The 15,788-nt window shown below is 70.3% G+C and carries 13 protein-coding genes and 1 riboswitch; of the genes, 7 read left to right on the top strand and 6 right to left on the bottom strand.

Annotation, left to right across the window (positions count from 1 at the left end; translation table 11 throughout):
- Nucleotides 1-51 precede the first annotated feature (51 nt).
- Nucleotides 52-1,263 carry a methionine adenosyltransferase gene (gene metK, locus JGR64_RS02675; protein WP_199374984.1) on the top strand — a complete coding sequence of 404 codons (1,212 nt, stop codon included), beginning with the start codon at nt 52-54 and terminating at the stop codon, nt 1,261-1,263.
- Nucleotides 1,264-1,639: 376 nt separating this feature from the next.
- Here the strand turns inward: metK and JGR64_RS02670 are convergent, their stop codons facing one another.
- Nucleotides 1,640-3,946 (bottom strand): prolyl oligopeptidase family serine peptidase, encoded by a 2,307-nt coding sequence (locus JGR64_RS02670; protein WP_233348359.1) that lies wholly within the window; start codon nt 3,944-3,946, stop codon nt 1,640-1,642.
- 307 nt (nt 3,947-4,253) lie between these two features.
- Nucleotides 4,254-4,330, top strand: a riboswitch (S-adenosyl-L-homocysteine riboswitch).
- A gap of 50 nt (nt 4,331-4,380) precedes the next feature.
- Here JGR64_RS02670 and ahcY point away from each other — a divergent pair.
- Complete coding sequence (gene ahcY, locus JGR64_RS02665; protein ID WP_199374983.1) at nt 4,381-5,844, top strand: adenosylhomocysteinase; 1,464 nt, start codon at nt 4,381-4,383, stop codon at nt 5,842-5,844.
- A 77-nt stretch (nt 5,845-5,921) separates the two neighbouring features.
- Here ahcY and JGR64_RS02660 read toward each other — a convergent pair whose 3' ends face one another.
- Both JGR64_RS02660 and folE read right to left on the bottom strand, forming a co-directional pair.
- Complete coding sequence (locus tag JGR64_RS02660) at nt 5,922-6,629, bottom strand: RNA polymerase sigma factor (RefSeq protein ID WP_199374982.1); 708 nt, start codon at nt 6,627-6,629, stop codon at nt 5,922-5,924.
- The gene (gene folE, locus JGR64_RS02655; protein ID WP_234447016.1) at nt 6,626-7,216 is read right to left on the bottom strand and encodes a GTP cyclohydrolase I; all 591 of its coding nucleotides are present in this window, start codon (nt 7,214-7,216) and stop codon (nt 6,626-6,628) included. Before folE ends, JGR64_RS02660 begins: the two co-directional genes overlap by 4 nt.
- A 231-nt stretch (nt 7,217-7,447) precedes the next feature.
- On the opposite strand from folE, the gene JGR64_RS02650 reads away from it, so the two are divergent.
- From JGR64_RS02650 to JGR64_RS02630, 5 genes are all read left to right on the top strand, one after another.
- A complete protein-coding gene (locus JGR64_RS02650; protein WP_199374980.1) occupies nt 7,448-9,004 on the top strand; it encodes an FAD-dependent oxidoreductase in 1,557 nt (518 codons plus the stop codon).
- Nucleotides 9,001-9,885, top strand: coding sequence for a patatin-like phospholipase family protein (locus JGR64_RS02645; protein WP_199374979.1), 885 nt, complete (start codon nt 9,001-9,003; stop codon nt 9,883-9,885). The genes JGR64_RS02650 and JGR64_RS02645 overlap by 4 nt, the downstream gene beginning before the upstream one ends.
- 92 nt (nt 9,886-9,977) lie before the next feature.
- A complete protein-coding gene (metF, locus tag JGR64_RS02640) occupies nt 9,978-10,799 on the top strand; it encodes a methylenetetrahydrofolate reductase [NAD(P)H] (RefSeq protein WP_199374978.1) in 822 nt (273 codons plus the stop codon).
- Between the two features lie 86 nt (nt 10,800-10,885).
- Nucleotides 10,886-11,551, top strand: a complete 666-nt coding sequence (locus JGR64_RS02635; RefSeq protein ID WP_199374977.1) for a DUF4124 domain-containing protein — start codon at nt 10,886-10,888, stop codon at nt 11,549-11,551.
- A gap of 58 nt (nt 11,552-11,609) precedes the next feature.
- Nucleotides 11,610-12,530: a branched-chain amino acid transaminase gene (locus JGR64_RS02630; RefSeq protein ID WP_199374976.1), complete on the top strand. Its 921-nt coding sequence runs from the start codon at nt 11,610-11,612 to the stop codon at nt 12,528-12,530.
- Between the two features lie 18 nt (nt 12,531-12,548).
- Here the strand turns inward: JGR64_RS02630 and JGR64_RS02625 are convergent, their stop codons facing one another.
- The 3 genes from JGR64_RS02625 to rimK form a co-directional block, all read right to left on the bottom strand.
- Complete coding sequence (locus JGR64_RS02625; RefSeq protein WP_199374975.1) at nt 12,549-13,898, bottom strand: HAMP domain-containing sensor histidine kinase; 1,350 nt, start codon at nt 13,896-13,898, stop codon at nt 12,549-12,551.
- Nucleotides 13,885-14,568, bottom strand: coding sequence for a response regulator transcription factor (locus tag JGR64_RS02620; protein WP_199374974.1), 684 nt, complete (start codon nt 14,566-14,568; stop codon nt 13,885-13,887). The genes JGR64_RS02625 and JGR64_RS02620 overlap by 14 nt, the downstream gene beginning before the upstream one ends.
- Before the next feature lie 286 nt (nt 14,569-14,854).
- Nucleotides 14,855-15,787, bottom strand: a complete 933-nt coding sequence (rimK, locus tag JGR64_RS02615) for a 30S ribosomal protein S6--L-glutamate ligase (RefSeq protein WP_199374973.1) — start codon at nt 15,785-15,787, stop codon at nt 14,855-14,857.
- Between the last annotated feature and the right edge of the window lies 1 nt (nt 15,788).

Genomic DNA, 15,788 nt, shown 5'->3' with positions numbered 1-15,788 from the left:
CGGCGTGTATCATGCCGGCCATCTTTTCATCCGAATCAAGGGATATAAGCGATGTCGAGCACCCTGTTCACCTCCGAATCGGTCTCCGAAGGCCATCCCGACAAGATCGCCGACCAGATTTCCGACGCGGTCCTCGACGCCATCATCGGCCAGGACAAGGGCGCCCGCGTCGCCTGCGAGACGATGGTCAAGACCGGCGTGGCCATCGTGGCCGGCGAGATCACCACCACCGCGTGGATCGACCTGGAAGCGCTGACCCGCAAGGTGATCCTGGACATCGGCTACGACTCCAGCGACGTCGGCTTCGACGGCGCCACCTGCGGCGTGCTGAACCTGATCGGCAAGCAGAGCCCGCACATCGCGCAGGGCGTGGACCGCAAGAAGCCCGAGGAAATGGGTGCCGGCGACCAGGGCCTGATGTTCGGCTACGCCACCAACGAGACCGACAGCTTCATGCCGGCGGCGATCCACCTGTCGCACCGCCTGGTCGAGCAGCAGGCCAAGATCCGCAAGAAGAAGAACTCGCCGCTGCCGTGGCTGCGCCCCGACGCCAAGAGCCAGGTCACCCTGCGCTATGACGATGGCAAGGCGACGGCGATCGACGCCGTGGTGCTGTCGACCCAGCACGCGCCGGGCATCAAGCAGAAGGACCTGATCGAAGCCGTGCGCGAGGAGATCCTGAAGCCGGTGCTGCCGGCCAAGTGGCTGCACAAGGGCACCAAGTTCCACATTAACCCGACCGGCCGCTTCGAGATCGGCGGCCCGGTGGGCGACTGCGGCCTGACCGGCCGCAAGATCATCGTCGACACCTACGGCGGCTGGGCCCGCCACGGCGGCGGCGCGTTCTCGGGCAAGGATCCGTCCAAGGTCGACCGCTCGGCCGCGTACGCCGCGCGCTATGTCGCCAAGAACGTCGTGGCCGCGGGCCTGTCGGACCGCTGCGAAGTGCAGCTGAGCTACGCCATCGGCGTGGCCGAGCCGACCTCGATCTCGGTGACCACGTTCGGCACCGGCAAGGTCGGCGACGACGTGATCGAGAAGCTGATCCGCAAGCACTTCGACCTGCGCCCGTACGGCATCATCAAGATGCTCGACCTGATCCACCCGATCTACCAGCGCACCGCCAGCTACGGCCACTTCGGCCGCAAGCCGCAGGAAGTCAGCTACACCGGCCCCGACGGCAAGCTGCAGAAGGCCACGGCGTTCTCCTGGGAGAAGACCGACAAGGCGGACGAACTGCGCCGGGCCGCGAAGCTGAAGTAATCCGCGACAACGCGTGCGACAGGAAAACGGGCCGCAATCGCGGCCCGTTCTTTTTTCGGTTCCTCTCCCCGGCGCCGGATGCCAAGGCCCTTGAGGACTCATGTCCCCCGGCGATGGCCTGCGGCCATCGCCTCCTCCTTGACTTCGCCCTCAAGGGCCTTGGCACCCGGTGTGCCGGCTTACGCGTTGGCCCGGGAGCACACAGCTCACAGCCCAAAGCCCGGTCTCGCGAATGCTTGCGCTACCCGCGGCGAGCACTAAGCCCCGAAGTGGCCGGGAGGCCGTCGCGGGGAAGTCAAGGAGGAGGCATCCGTCGCAAGCGGATCCGGGGGACATGAGCCGCGACGGCCTCCCGGCCACCACAGGGCAGGTCTCGTTACGGACTTGCCGCAGCCTCCACTTCGCTCCCCGCCGAACGCGGCGGCGCGTTGCGCACGTACGTCTCCAGCCAGTCATTGGTCTCCGCCAGCATGTGCAGGATCGACTCGCGCGCCCGGTAGCCGTGCGACTCGTTGGGCAGCATCACCAGCCGCGCCTGGCCACCGAGCCCCTTGATCGCCGAGAACAGCCGCTCGCTCTGCATCGGGAAGGTGCCGGAGTTGTTGTCCTGCTCGCCGTGGATGATCAGCACCGGCTCGTCGATGCGGTCGGCGTGGTCGAACGGCGACATCGCCTGGTAGGTGGCGGTGGCCTGCCAGTAGCTGCGCTCCTCGGCCTGGAAGCCGAACGGCGTGAGCGAGCGGTTGTAGGCGCCGCTGCGCGCGATGCCGGCGCGGAACAGGTCCGAATGCGCCAGCAGGTTGGCGGTCATGAACGCACCGTACGAATGTCCGCCGATGGCGATGCGGTCGCGGTCGGCCACGCCACGCTTCACCACTTCATCCACCGCGGCCTGGGCGCTGGCCACCAGCTGGGCGATGTAGCTGTCGTTGGGCTCGGCGTCGCCCTCGCCGACGATCGGCATGGTCGGACCGTCGAGCACCGCATAGCCCTGCGCCAGGTAGGCCAGCGGCCCCCAGTAGCTGATGCGGTTGAAGCGGTACGGCGAACCGGTGACCTGGCCCGCGGCATCGGCGGACTTGAACTCGCGCGGGTAGGCCCAGGCCAGCATCGGCAGCGGACCGTCGCGATCGGCCTGGTAGCCCGGCGGCAGGTACAGGTTGGCGGTCATCTCCACGCCGTCGGCGCGGGTGTAGCGGATCTGCTCCTTGCTGACATCGCGCAGTTCCGGCGTGGGATGCGCGATGTCGGTCAGCGCAACCGGCGCCGCGCCGTTGCCGAGCGCGCGCAGGTGCACGTTGGGCGGCGATGTCGGCGACTCGCGCGTGGTCAGGATGCGCGCGCCCGCGGCGTCGAGCACCGCGATCGGCACCTCGTACCCCGGCGCTTCCGACTGGAACAGGCGCTCCGTGCCGGCGCGAACGCCGAGTTGCTGGCGATCGAGGAACGGACGGTCGCCTTCTGGCGAGGCCCCTTCGCCGATGCGGTAGATGCCTTCGCCATCCGCGGTGGTCAGCAGCCGCTGGAATCCGCGCGCGTCCGCATGCGTCACCGGCTCACCCGGGTCGGCGTAGCGGTCTTCGCGCGAACCCTCGCGCAGCAGCACCGGCGCGCTTCCGGCATCCGGCGCCAGCCGCCATTCGCGCAGCTGGCGGCTCTTCCACCAGGACTCGGTGAGCAGCGCCAGGTCGCCGCTGCCCCAGTGCACGCCGGCATAGCGCATCGACAGGTCGGCCAGCACCTGCGGCTTGCCCTTGAACGGCGCCGCGTGGGCGAACACGCGGTCGCGCACCGCGGCCGCGCGGGCGGGATCACCGCCGTCCTGCGCCTCCGCCCAGACCAGGGTCGCGGGCGCGTCGGCGCGCCATGCGATGCGGCGCACGCCCGGAGCCACCGCGTCGTTGCCGGTGGGCAGGCCTTCGACCAGCGGCAGCGTGGCCACGGTGTGCAGCAGGCGACCATCAAGGTCGATCACGTCGATCCGGCGCGGGAAGCGCGAATACGGCACCAGGTACGAGAACGGGCGTTCGATGCGCTGGCGCAGCAGATGGCGTCCGTCGGGTGAGACCGCGGCGCCGACGTGCATGCCCGGCGCGGCGATCGGCGTCACGCGACCGTCGAGCCCGACGCGCGCCAGTTGCGTGGTCATGTAGTGCGCGAACACCTCGGTGTCCTGCGGATTGCGCAACAGGTCCTGGTAGGTGCGCAGGCTCTGCACGCGGCCACCGCCGTCGGTTTCCTGGATGCTCGGGCCGCGCGGCACGCCGTCGCTGGCGGGCGCCGCGCCCTGCTCCTGCGGCCGCAGCGTGGCGAGCAGGCCGGACCCGCCCGGCAGCCAGTCGAAGCCTTCACCGACCACCGTGCCAAGCGCCTGTTCGGTCAGCCGCCGTGCACGGCCCGCGGCCACGTCGACCAGCCACAGCTCCACGCGCCCGGCGCGCGTGTCGACGTGGCTGAAGGCGATATGGCGCTGGTCGGGCGACCACTGCATCGCGGCCAGCGCCAGCGGCTGCGGAAGGCCGGCAATGCGGCGCTCCGCACCGCCATCCACTGCCTGCAGCCAGAGGTCGTCGACGAAGCTGAAGGCGCTGGAGGAATGGGTGCGCGGATGGATGCGCAGCCCGCCGAGCCTGAGCTCCGGCTGGGCCACCACGTCGATGCCCGGCAGCGACGGCACCTGCATGTAGGCGATCAGGTCGCGCCGTGGCGACAGCGACAGCCGCGGTGCCTGCGGCGCGTCGACCAGCGCGCGCAGCGCCGGCGGGGGCAGGCGGTAGCCCGATTCGGCGGCGGCTGCCGCGGCAACCGGGGTGTCGCGCGCGTCGGCGGGCACGGGTGCCCACAGCAGCGTAGCGACCAGCAATGGAGCGGCGAGATGCCTGAGGGCGAGTGTGGCCAATGCGGGGATCCTGTACAGATGCGACCCACCAGCCTAGCCCGCCCCGAGGCGCCCGTACCGTGGCGAGGGTCATGGAGATATAATCCGCGGCTCCGCCGAGGGGCGCTGCGACCGTGGAACCAGCACGGCCAGGCTCGGCGGAATACACCCCAACGGCGCCCGGTTCCCCACCCACCCTCTCCCCGAGCGGGACAGGGAGCAGAAACCGGAGCTTCCGCATGAACGCACAGGTCAAGACCAGCTCTCAGAGAGCATTCTCCCAGGAAGGCGACTACAAGGTCGCCGACATTTCGCTGGCCGACTGGGGCCGCAAGGAACTCGACATCGCCGAGCACGAGATGCCCGGCCTGATGTCCATCCGCCGCAAGCACGCCGCCGACGCCCCGCTCAAGGGCGTGCGCGTGACCGGCTCGCTGCACATGACCATCCAGACCGCGGTGCTGATCGAGACGCTGAAGGACATTGGCGCCGACGTGCGCTGGGCCTCGTGCAACATCTTCTCCACGCAGGACCACGCCGCGGCCGCGATCGCCGCCACCGGCACCCCCGTGTTCGCCTGGAAGGGCGAGACGCTGGAGGAGTACTGGGACTGCACGCTCGAGGCGCTCTCCTTCCCCGACGGCAAGGGCGGCTTCCTCGGCCCGCAGATGGTGGTCGACGACGGCGGCGACGTGACGCTGCTGATCCACAAGGGCTACGAGCTGGAACAGGGCGACGCGTCCTGGGTCAACGGTCCGGCCTCGAGCCATGAGGAGCAGGTCATCAAGAACCTGCTCAAGCGCGTCGCCACCGAGCGCCCGGGCTTCTGGACCATCGTGGTCCGCGACTGGAAGGGCGTCTCGGAAGAGACCACCACGGGCGTGCACCGCCTGTACCAGCTGGCCGAAGCCGGCCAGCTGCTGGTGCCGGCGATCAACGTCAACGACTCGGTCACCAAGTCGAAGTTCGACAACCTGTACGGCTGCCGCGAGTCGCTGGCCGATGGCCTGAAGCGCGCGCTCGACGTGATGCTGGCCGGCAAGGTGGCCGTGGTCTGCGGCTACGGCGACGTCGGCAAGGGTTCGGCGGCGTCGCTGCGTGCCTACGGCGCGCGCGTGATCGTCACCGAGATCGACCCGATCTGCGCGCTGCAGGCGGCGATGGAAGGCTACGAGGTGACCACGATCGAGGACACCCTCGGCCGCGGCGACATCTACGTCACCACCACCGGCAACAAGGACATCATCACCGTCGCGCACATGCAGGCGATGAAGGACCAGGCGATCGTCTGCAACATCGGCCACTTCGACAACGAGATCCAGGTCGACGCGCTGTACTCGCTCGCCGGCGTGGAGAAGACCAACATCAAGCCGCAGGTCGACAAGTTCACCTTCGGCAACGGCAACAGCATCTTCCTGCTCGCCGAAGGCCGCCTGGTCAACCTGGGCTGCGCCACCGGCCACCCGAGCTTCGTGATGTCGAACTCGTTCGCCAACCAGACGCTCGCGCAGATCGACCTGTGGGCGAACAAGGACAGCTACGAGAACAAGGTCTACATCCTGCCGAAGAAGCTCGACGAGGAAGTCGCGCGCCTGCACCTGGAGAAGATCGGCGTGAAGCTCACGAGGCTCACCACGGAACAGGCCGATTACCTCGGCGTGTCGCCGGACGGCCCGTACAAGGCGGAGCACTACCGCTACTGATCGGCCGCGCCGATCGATGCAGCAGCAACGGGCGCCGCGAGGCGCCCGTTCTGTTTGGCGGCGACGACGTCAGCTCGCTATTTCGATGCAGTGCCCGCGTCCAGCCGAGCCAATACCGTGGCGGTCATGCGATCGCAGCGCGGCCCCAGGAAGGGGAATGCATCGGACAGGGTTGCCGACAGCGTGTCGTGCAATGCCGTGCGCAACAGCCGGCGCGCACGGTGCAGGCGCGTCTTCACGGTCTCCGCGCGCAGGTCCAGGGCCTGCGCGGTCTCTTCGACGGAACACTCTTCGAGCTCGCGCATGATGAACACGACGCGGAAGGGCTCGGGCAGCTGTTCGATGGCGTGTTCCACCACCCTGCGGATCTGCGCGCGCGCGGCGGCCGCGGCGGGATCCTCGCTGCCGAACTTCGAAGGAAACGCGAGCACGCGGTTGGCCTCCGGCGCCGCCGCGTCGACCCGGTCGACATCGACCGTTGGGCGTCGCCGGCGCAGCCGGCCGTAGGCTTCGTTGAGCACGATCCGCGTCAGCCAGGTGAGCAGCGACGCGTCGCCGCGGAACGCGGTGAGTTTTTCGTATGCGTGCACATAGGCCTCCTGGACCACGTCCTCGGCCTCCGCTTCATCGTTGAGGACCGCCCGCGCCACGCGGAACAGGCGCTGGTTGCTGCGCTGCATGACGTGGCGGAACGCTTCGCGATCGCCATGCAGCACCTCGTGGACCAAGGCAGCCTCGTCCAGCGCTGCGTAGTCACGGGCCGGGGAATGGTCGGAACGGATCATGGTGTCCCCGACAATACCGCGAGCACGTCGCGCCGCCAGGGCTCCTGCGCGAACTGCCCCAGCGTGTGCCGCGTCACCATCGCCACGCCCTGCATGCCGATCCCGCGCGATGCGATGCAGTCGTGCGTGGCGCGGATGACCACCGCGACGCCGCGCGGCCGCAGCACCTGCTGCAGCGTTTCGGCGATCTCGGCGGTCAGTCGCTCCTGGATCTGCAGGCGCCGGGCGTAGGCGTCGACCAGGCGCGCGAGCTTGGAAATGCCGACGACGCGCTGGTCCGGCAGGTACGCCACGTGGGCCACGCCGCGGATCGCCGCCATGTGGTGCTCGCACACCGAGCGCACGGGGATGTCGCGCAGCAGCACCATGTCGTCATAGCCGGCGGGGTCGAAGCTGCGCCCGAGGATCCGCCCGGGATCGAGCGCGTAGCCACCAAACCACTCCTCGTACGCGCGCACCACGCGCGCCGGCGTGTCCTCGAGCCCTTCGCGCGCGGGCGTGTCACCGGCCCAGCGGATCAGGGTGCGCACCGCGGCCTCCGCGTCCTGCCGGCTTGGGCGGGCATCGCCGGGTTCGGGATGGGGCACCGATGGCAAGGGCGAAGGTGGCGGGATGCATTCGACGAGTGGCCGGCGGGCGTCAAGCATGGCGTGGTCTCCAGTCAGGGCACCACTACAGATGCAGCAGTGCGCCCGAGGTTCCCGCGGCCGCCGATCGGGACACGACGCCGGGCAGGAACCTGCACGTGCCCGCCTGCATCCAATGCCTGCGCGCAGGGTGACCATGCACTCGCGGCCGCGCCACAGGAGTCGCACGAGATGGCACAGACCGATACCCCACCCCCCGGCCCCGACCTGGCCAGGGGCGTTCCATTGGCCAGCGTTCCCGACGGCGGCATGCTCGCCGGCCACGTCGATGGTGCGCCGGTCCTGCTGTCGCGGTTCGAGGACGGCGTGCATGCGGTCGGCGGCAGCTGCAGCCACTACGGCGCCCCCCTGGGCGAAGGGCTCGCAGTGGATGGCGAAGTCCACTGCCCCTGGCACCACGCCTGCTTCAGCCTGCGCACCGGCGCCGTGCTGCGCGCGCCCGCATTCGCGGCGCTGCCGAGATGGCACACGGAGATCGTGGGCGGCATGGTGTTCGTCCGCGCGCAGGACACCACCGCGCTCCCGCCACCGTCCGCGCCGCGCGGGCAGCCCGGACGCATCGTGATCATCGGCGGCGGCGCCGCGGGATTCGCCGCGGCCGAACGCCTGCGCGGCCTCGGGTTTGCAGGCGCGCTGTCGGTGCTGAGCGCCGACGACGCCGCGCCATGCGATCGGCCCAACCTGTCCAAGGACTACCTGGCGGGCACGGCGTCCGAGGACTGGATCCCGCTGCAGGGGCCCGACTTCTACGCGAGGCACGCCATCGACCTGCGGCTGGGCTGCGACGTGGCGGCGATCGACATCCGGGCACGCCATGTGCTGACCGCCACCGGCGAACGCGTCGCCTGGGACGCCCTGCTCATCGCCACCGGCGCGGAGCCGCGGCGGCTGTCCCTGCCCGGGTTCGATCATCCGAAGGTGTTCGCCCTGCGTTCCCTGGCGGATGCGCGCGCGATCATCGCCGCGTGCGCGGATGCGTCGTCGGTCGCGTTCATCGGCGCCGGCTTCATCGGCCTGGAGGCCGCCGGCGCGCTGCGTACGCGTGGACTGGAGGTGCACGTGATCGCGCCGGAGGCGGTGCCGATGGGGCGCGCCCTCGGACCCGTGGTCGGCGGATTCATCGTCGGCCTGCATCGCGAGCAGGGCGTCGTGTTCCACCTGCGCGCCGGCGCAAAAGCTTTCGACGGCCGCGCGATCATCCTGGAGGACGGCCGCCGGATCCATGCCGACGTCGTGGTGGTGGGCGTCGGCGTCTCGCCGCGCACCCGGCTCGCCGCGGACGCCGGGATCAACGTCAAGGACGGCATCGTGGTGGATGCGTGCCTGCGGACTTCGGTCGCCGGCATCCACGCTGCCGGCGACGTCGCGCGCTATCCGCATGGCGGCGGCCACATCCGCGTCGAGCACTGGGTGCACGCGCAGCGGCAGGGCCAGGTGGCGGCGACGAACATGCTCGGCGGCATGCACGCGTTCACCGACGTGCCGTTCTTCTGGACCCACCACCAGGGCGTGGACCTGCGCTTCACCGGGGTCGCGCAGGGCTGGGACGGCATCCGCATCGACGGCGAACCCGCGCGGCGAAACTTCACCGCGCGCTACTACCGCGGCGACGAGCTCATCGCCGCGGCGTCGGTCGGCCGCGATCTGGAGAACCTCACCATCGAGGCCGGGCTGCGGCGCCGGGAACACGCCGGCCGCGGGCACGTCGCGCATCCGGAAAGCGCATGAACCCGCAGCCCGCCGCGAAGACCGCGTTCGTGCTCGCCGGCGGCGGCAGCCTCGGCGCGGTGCAGGTGGGCATGCTCCAGGCGCTGGCGCAACACGGCGTGGTGCCCGACTTCGTGGTCGGGGCGTCGGTGGGCGCGCTCAATGGCGCCTGCTATGCGGCCGACCCCGGCGAGGCTGGCATCGCACGGCTTGAACGCATCTGGCTGCGGCTGCGCCGCGTCGACATCTTCCCGTTGACGCTGCGTGGCATGGCCCTGGGCCTGTTGGGCCGGCGCGATCACCTCGCCCGACCGGACCGGCTGCGCGCACTGATCGGATCCGGGCTTCCCTGCCAACGGCTGGAGGACACGCGCCTGCCGTGCCACGTCGTCGCCACCGACGTGCTCGACGGCACCGAGGTGGTGCTGTCCTCGGGCGACGCCACTGCGGCGCTGCAGGCGAGCACGGCACTACCGGCGGTCTTCCCGCCGGTCACCATCGCCGCGCGCGCGCTGATGGACGGCGGCATCGCCAGCAACACACCGATCGCCGCGGCGCTGGCGCTGGGCGCCACGAAGATGTTCGTGCTCCCGACCGGATCCTCCTGCGCGCTGCCGGCACCGCCGCCGGGCGCGCTCGCCATGGCCCTGCATGCGCTGAACCTTCTGGCGATGCGCCAGCTGCTTGCGGACATCGACCGGTTCGCCGACCGCTGCGAGCTGGTCGTCATCCCGCCGCTGTGTCCGCTCGCCGTCCATGCCTACGATTTCTCGCAGACCGCCACGCTGATCGCCCGGGCCGAAGCGGCGACCCGCGAGTGGCTGGCCGCCGGGACACGCCATGAGGATCCGCGCTGGGCGCTGCTGCCCCATCGCCACCACCCGGCAGCGGCGACCGGCTGATGCCGCGTGCGCGATGCACGTCCGCCGGCGCGGTCTTACCATCCATCGCGATATAGAGATACACTCCGCCATCCTTGCCGGAGCGGTTTTCGATGACCCCGATCAGCTTCGAGTTCTACCCGCCGAAGAACGACGAGCAGCGCGCGCAGCTCGAACGCACCGCCGCCAGGCTCGCGCCGCATGCGCCGGAATACGTGTCCTGCACGTTCGGTGCCGGCGGCTCCACGTTGAGCTACACCGGCGACACCATCCGCGGGCTGCTGGCGCAGGGCTTCGACGCGGCGCCGCACCTGTCCTGCGTCGGCGGCACCCGCGATGAAATCGCCGCACTGCTTGTCGAGTACCGGAGCGCCGGCTGCCGCCGCATCGTCGCGCTGCGCGGTGACCTGCCTTCGGGCATGGGCCATCCCGGCGACCTTCGCTATGCGTCGGACCTGGTGGAGTTCATCCGCGCCGAGCACGGCGACCATTTCCGCGTCGACGTCGCCTGCTATCCGGAGACCCACCCGCAGGCCGAGGATGCGCTGGCCGACCTGCGCCACTTCAAGGCCAAGGTCGATGCCGGCGCCGACGGCGCGATCAGCCAGTATTTCTACAACGCCGATGCCTACTTCCGCTTCGTCGATGCGGTGCGCAAGCTGGGCGTGGAGGTGCCGGTGGCGGCCGGCATCATGCCGATCTCGAACTTCAGCCAGCTGCGGCGCTTCTCGGAATCCTGCGGCGCGGAGATCCCGCGCTGGCTGGCCAAGCGCATGGTGGCCTATGGCGACGACGCCGAGAGCGTGCGCGCGCTGGGCGCGGACTTCGTCGCCGACCTGTGCCGGCGGCTGGTGGACGGCGGCGCGCCATCGCTGCATTTCTATACGCTCAACCTGGCGCGGCCCACGCTGGCCGTCCTCGACGCCATGGCCTGAACGGCAGGCGACGCGCAAGACGTCGCGCACCGCTCCGTGACCTCCTGCGCTATCGGCGCGGGCCGCGGCGGCGGTAGGCTTGGGGCATGTCGTATCCGATCCAACGCGTGGCCGCCGGCGCGCTGTCCGTCGCCTTCGTCCTGGCGCTGGGCCCCACGCTCCCGGCCATCGCGCAGGTGCACCGCTGCACCACCGAAGACGGCGGCACGCTCTACAGCGACCGCCCCTGCGCCGCCTTCGGCGCGACCGAGAACATCGCACCGGCCGCAGGCGCGGCGGCGCCCGGCACACGCTACCGCGGCGGCTGTTCGCGTCGCCTGCAGGACCTGGTGTTCGAGGTGACCACCGCCATCGAATCCGGCGACACCAACCGCCTCGCGGCCAGCTACCACTGGCCCGGCCATTCCACCCGCGGCGGCAACGCCACGATCGACCGCCTCGATGCCATCGTCCGCCGCCCGCTGCTCAACATCACCGCGCTGCGGCCGGCCGAAACCGTGGTCGTGGCCGACCCCGCGACGATGGCGCACGCCGGCACCGGTCCGGCCGCGACCGGCTGGTCGCTGTCCGGCACGTCCGCCGACGCGGCCGCGGCCGAAGCGGCGCGCCTCGCGGCCGACCACGCCACGCTGCGCGCCCCGCAACGCCCGGTGGCGCTGCGCATCGACCAGGTGCTGGCGGACGGCATCACGCCATCGCGCACCACGTTCGGGCTGCGCCGGCACATGGACTGCTGGTGGGTGACGCTGTGAGCGCGCCACGCCGCGGGTTTGCGGCAAAATGAACGCCCAAGCGCAGCGGAGCAGCGGCATGCAGCAGTACCCCGAATGGATCTGGCAGAACGGCGCCATCAAGCGCTGGGCCGACGCCACCACCCACGTCATGTCGCACGCCCTGCACTACGGCTCGTCGGTGTTCGAAGGCATCCGCGCGTACAGCACGCCGTCGGGTACGGCGATCTTCCGCCTGAACGACCACACCCGCCGCCTGCACGCGTCGGCACGGATCTACGAGATGGCCATCCCCTACACCGCCGACGAGATCAACGCCGCCTGCCACGAGGTGATCAACCGCAACAATCTGGAGCGCGCCTACCTGCGCCCGGTGGCGTGGCGCGGGCTGGGCGGGTTCGGCCTGTCGGCGGAAACGCCGATCGACGTCGCGGTCGCCGCCTGGCACATGGGTCCCTACCTCGGCGAGGGCGCGCTCACCGAGGGCATCGATGCCTGCGTGTCCAGCTGGCAGCGCTTCGCGCCCAACACCATTCCGGCCGGTGCCAAGGCCGGCGGCAACTACCTGTCCGGGCAGCTGGTGGCGCGCGAGGCGCGGCGTCTCGGCTTCGGCGAAGGCATCGCGCTGGCGTCCACCGGGCTGCTGAGCGAGGGCGCCGGCGAGAACCTGTTCCTGGTGTTCGACGGCGCGCTGCACACCACCCCGGTGAGCGCCGCGCTGCTCAACGGCATCACCCGCGACTCGATCATCCGCCTGGCGCGCGATGCCGGCATCGAGGTGATCGAACGCGACCTGCCGCGCGAATACCTGTACCTGTGCGACGAGCTGTTCATGTGCGGCACCGCCGCCGAAATCACCCCCATCCGCTCGGTCGACGGCCGCCAGATCGGTGCCGGTCGCGCCGGCCCGGTCACGCTGCGCCTGCAGGAGCTGTTCTTCGGCCTGTTCGACGGCCGCACCCCGGACCGCCACGGCTGGCTGCAGCCGCTGCAGTCCTGAGCCACGGCGTGGGCGCACTCAGGCGCGGGCGTCCTCGCCGCTGTCGTCGCTGAAGCGCAGCGTGGCGACCACGCCGCGCTCCGCGCCCGGCACCACCCGCACCTGCCAGCCATAGAGCCGGCACAGGCGGCGCACGATCGAAAGACCGATGCCGCCGCCGTGCGTGTGTTCGGCATGGCTGCCGCGGTAGCCGCGCTCGAACAGCCGTGCCGCATCCTCGGCGCTGAGGCCGGGGCCGGAATCGATGACGTCGATCGCGTCGTCGTGCAGCCGCGCGACCACCTCGCCGGAGTTGGTGTACTTGATGGCGTTGCCGATCAGGTTGCCCAGCGCCACCGACACCGCGGACTCGGGTGCGTCGACCACCAGGCGCCCCGGCCCGCCCTCAAGCCGCAGCACCAGGTCCTTGCCGCCGAGCTGCGCGCGGTGCGCATCGAGCAGTTGCTCGGCGACGCGGCAGACATCGGTGGTGCCGTGGCCGCGCTCGGCGCGCGACAGCAGCAGCAGGGCGCTGATCAGGTCGGTGCACTGCTGCTCGGCGCGCTGGATGCGCTGCAGGCGCGCCCGGGTCTTGTCGTCCAGGTCAGGGCGTGACAGCAGCAGTTCGATCGCGCCGCGGATCACCGCCAGCGGCGTGCGCAGCTCGTGGCTGACGTCGGCATTGAACTCGCGGTCGCGCTGCACGACCTCGGTGAGGCGCGCAGCGTAGTCGTCGAGCGCGGTGGCGAGTTCGCCGACCTCGTCATCGGGAAAGTGCGGCGCCAGCGGCCCGGGCCGCGCGCTGTCGCCGGACACGTTGAGCCGGTTCGCCAGCTCCGACACCGGCCGCATCACCCGCGACGCCGACCACCAGCCGATCAGTCCGGCCAGGATGGTGAACGCGATCACCGCGGCGATCAGGATCAGCTTGATCCGCGCGCGCACCTCGGCGGTGTTGGTCATGTCCTGGGCGAGGAAGAACCAGTAGTCGGCATCCTTCTTCACCACCAGGCGGTAGACGAAGGACTCGCCGCCCTCCTCGCCGGTGATGTTGTACACGCCGGTCTCGAGTTCGGCCCAGTCCGGCGGCACGTTCTGCAGCTTGCCGGGCCCGTAGACGATGGCGCGCACGTTGCTGAGCGGCGCCCATTCGGCGGAGCGGTCGACGTAGAAGCGCTGCGCGTATTCGTCGACGTTGCTCTTCAGCACGCTGCCGACCGCCTGGTCTTCGACCACCGCGCCGACGTAGGCGGCGGCGATCGCGAACATCGCCGTCAGCGCCAGCCCGAGCAGCGCGAACGACAGGATGATGCGGCTGCGCAGGCGGCGGCGATAGCGCCGCGGACCGCCCGCCGCCGGCGCCTGTACGGCGCCCTCAGGTTGCGACATCGGGCGCGGCGATCCGGTAGCCGATGCCGTGGCGCGTCTGCACCAGCTGGGTGGGGAACGGCTTGTCGATCACCGCGCGCAGGCCGTGGATGTGCACGCGCAGGCTGTCCGAATCCGGAAGCTCCTCGCCCCAGACACGGGTCTCCAGCTCCTGGCGGGTGACCACCGCCGGCGCGGCCTCCATCAGCGACTGCAGGATCTTCAGCGCGGTGGGGTTGAGCTGCAGCAGCTTGCCGCCGCGACGGACTTCGAGAGTATCGAGGTTGTATTCCAGGTCGGCGACGTCGAGCACGCGCGTCTGCACGCCCTTGCCGCGGCGCGCCAGCGCGTTCAGGCGCACCTCGACCTCCTGCAGCGCGAACGGCTTGACCAGGTAGTCGTCGGCGCCCGAATCGAAGCCGGCCAGCTTGTTGTCGAGCGTGTCGCGGGCGGTGAGCATCAGCACCGGGGTCTGCTTGCGCGCCTCGTTGCGCAGCTTGCGGCAGACCTCCAGCCCGTCCATGCCCGGCAGGTTGAGGTCGAGCACCACCGCGTCGAAATCGTGCACCACCGCCAGATGCAGGCCGGTGACGCCGTCGGCGGCGAAATCGACCGTATGCCCGCGGTCCTCGAGGTAGTCGCCGAGATTGGCGGCGATGTCCTGGTTGTCTTCGATCACGAGGATGCGCATGCGTGGGTCCTGTACTGGGCTGTGCTTCGACCGCCCGGATGCGTGGGCGTTCCCGGGGCAGCGGCGCTGGGACCCGGATTCTTGCACAGGGAAGCGTGAACCCCGCGCGTCGGCCGTGCCGCCGCGGGAAAGAAAACAGCCCGGGCAAGGAGATTGCCCGGGCCGAACTGTGTTGCCCCAATGACCGCGATCCACGACTGACGACTGGAGGTATCCAACGCACGCACAAGGATTCTGGCCAGCCCACGCTACCCGCGGCGCGATTAAAGAGGCGTTAAACCATCCGCTAAGCTTCCGTTAAATGACCCTTCGGACGGCGGCGTGGCGAAGGCGCAGGCCGGTCCGAGGCCGCCGCTGCTGCAACGAATTCGATGATCCGACCCGCGACATCAACACCACTGGAACGTTCGATGCCTTCGAGGCCCGGCGAGGCGTTGACCTCGAGCACCAGCGGGCCGCGTGCCGACAGCACCAGGTCCACCCCGGCCACCCCAAGTCCCAGCCCCTGCGCGGCACGCACCGCCACGTCGGCCTGCTCGGCGGTGACCTCGACCGCCTCGGCCTCGCCGCCGCGGTGCAGGTTGGCGCGGAAGTCGCCGACGGGCGCCTGGCGGCGCATGGCCGCGACCACCTCGTTGCCCACCACGAAGCAGCGCAGGTCGGCGCCCTCGGCCTCGGCGATGAATTCCTGCACCAGGAAGTTCGCGTACAGGCCACGCAGCGCCTCGACCACGCTGCGCGAGGCCGACGGCTTCTCGGTAAGCATCACGCCCGCACCCTGGGTGCCTTCGTTGAGCTTGATGACGTGCGGCGGCGGGCCGAGCATGGCGAGCAGGTCGACGGTGTCGTCCGGGTTGTCGCCGAACACGGTGACCGGCATGTCGATGCCCTTGGCCGCCAGCAGCTGGTGGCAGCGCAGCTTGTCGCGCGCGGCCATGTTGGCGGCCGACGGATTGGGCGTGTGGCAGCCCATCAGTTCGAACTGGTGCAGTACGGCGTTGCCGTAGCGGTTGATCGAGGTGCCGATGCGCGGGATCACCGCGCCGTAACCGGCCAGCGGCCGGCCCTTGTAGTGCATGGTGAAGCCGTCCACGCCGATGCGCATGTAGCAGCGCAGCGGATCGAGCACGCGCACGCTGTGGCCGCGCAGGCGCGCGGCCTCGACCAGCCTGCGCGTCGAGTACAGCTTGCCGTTGCGCGAAAGGATGGCGAATTTCATG

Source organism: Luteimonas sp. MC1572, from assembly GCF_016615815.1.
Taxonomy (GTDB): domain Bacteria; phylum Pseudomonadota; class Gammaproteobacteria; order Xanthomonadales; family Xanthomonadaceae; genus Luteimonas.
The sequence above is the reverse complement of the archived record's forward strand: the minus strand, read 5'-3'. Positions and strand labels throughout refer to the sequence as shown.

Bases quoted from the DNA above. Each gene is read 5' to 3' on its own strand.
- metK (WP_199374984.1), top strand. From the start codon at position 52: ATGTCGAGCACCCTGTTCACCTCCGAATCGGTCTCCGAAGGCCATCCC.
- JGR64_RS02670 (WP_233348359.1), bottom strand. From the start codon at position 3,946: ATGCAGGTGCCGTCGCTGCCGGGCATCGACGTGGTGGCCCAGCCGGAG.
- ahcY (WP_199374983.1), top strand. From the start codon at position 4,381: ATGAACGCACAGGTCAAGACCAGCTCTCAGAGAGCATTCTCCCAGGAA.
- JGR64_RS02660 (WP_199374982.1), bottom strand. From the start codon at position 6,629: ATGATCCGTTCCGACCATTCCCCGGCCCGTGACTACGCAGCGCTGGAC.
- JGR64_RS02650 (WP_199374980.1), top strand. From the start codon at position 7,448: ATGGCACAGACCGATACCCCACCCCCCGGCCCCGACCTGGCCAGGGGC.
- JGR64_RS02645 (WP_199374979.1), top strand. From the start codon at position 9,001: ATGAACCCGCAGCCCGCCGCGAAGACCGCGTTCGTGCTCGCCGGCGGC.
- metF (WP_199374978.1), top strand. From the start codon at position 9,978: ATGACCCCGATCAGCTTCGAGTTCTACCCGCCGAAGAACGACGAGCAG.
- JGR64_RS02635 (WP_199374977.1), top strand. From the start codon at position 10,886: ATGTCGTATCCGATCCAACGCGTGGCCGCCGGCGCGCTGTCCGTCGCC.
- JGR64_RS02630 (WP_199374976.1), top strand. From the start codon at position 11,610: ATGCAGCAGTACCCCGAATGGATCTGGCAGAACGGCGCCATCAAGCGC.
- JGR64_RS02625 (WP_199374975.1), bottom strand. From the start codon at position 13,898: ATGTCGCAACCTGAGGGCGCCGTACAGGCGCCGGCGGCGGGCGGTCCG.
- JGR64_RS02620 (WP_199374974.1), bottom strand. From the start codon at position 14,568: ATGCGCATCCTCGTGATCGAAGACAACCAGGACATCGCCGCCAATCTC.
- rimK (WP_199374973.1), bottom strand. From the start codon at position 15,787: ATGAAATTCGCCATCCTTTCGCGCAACGGCAAGCTGTACTCGACGCGC.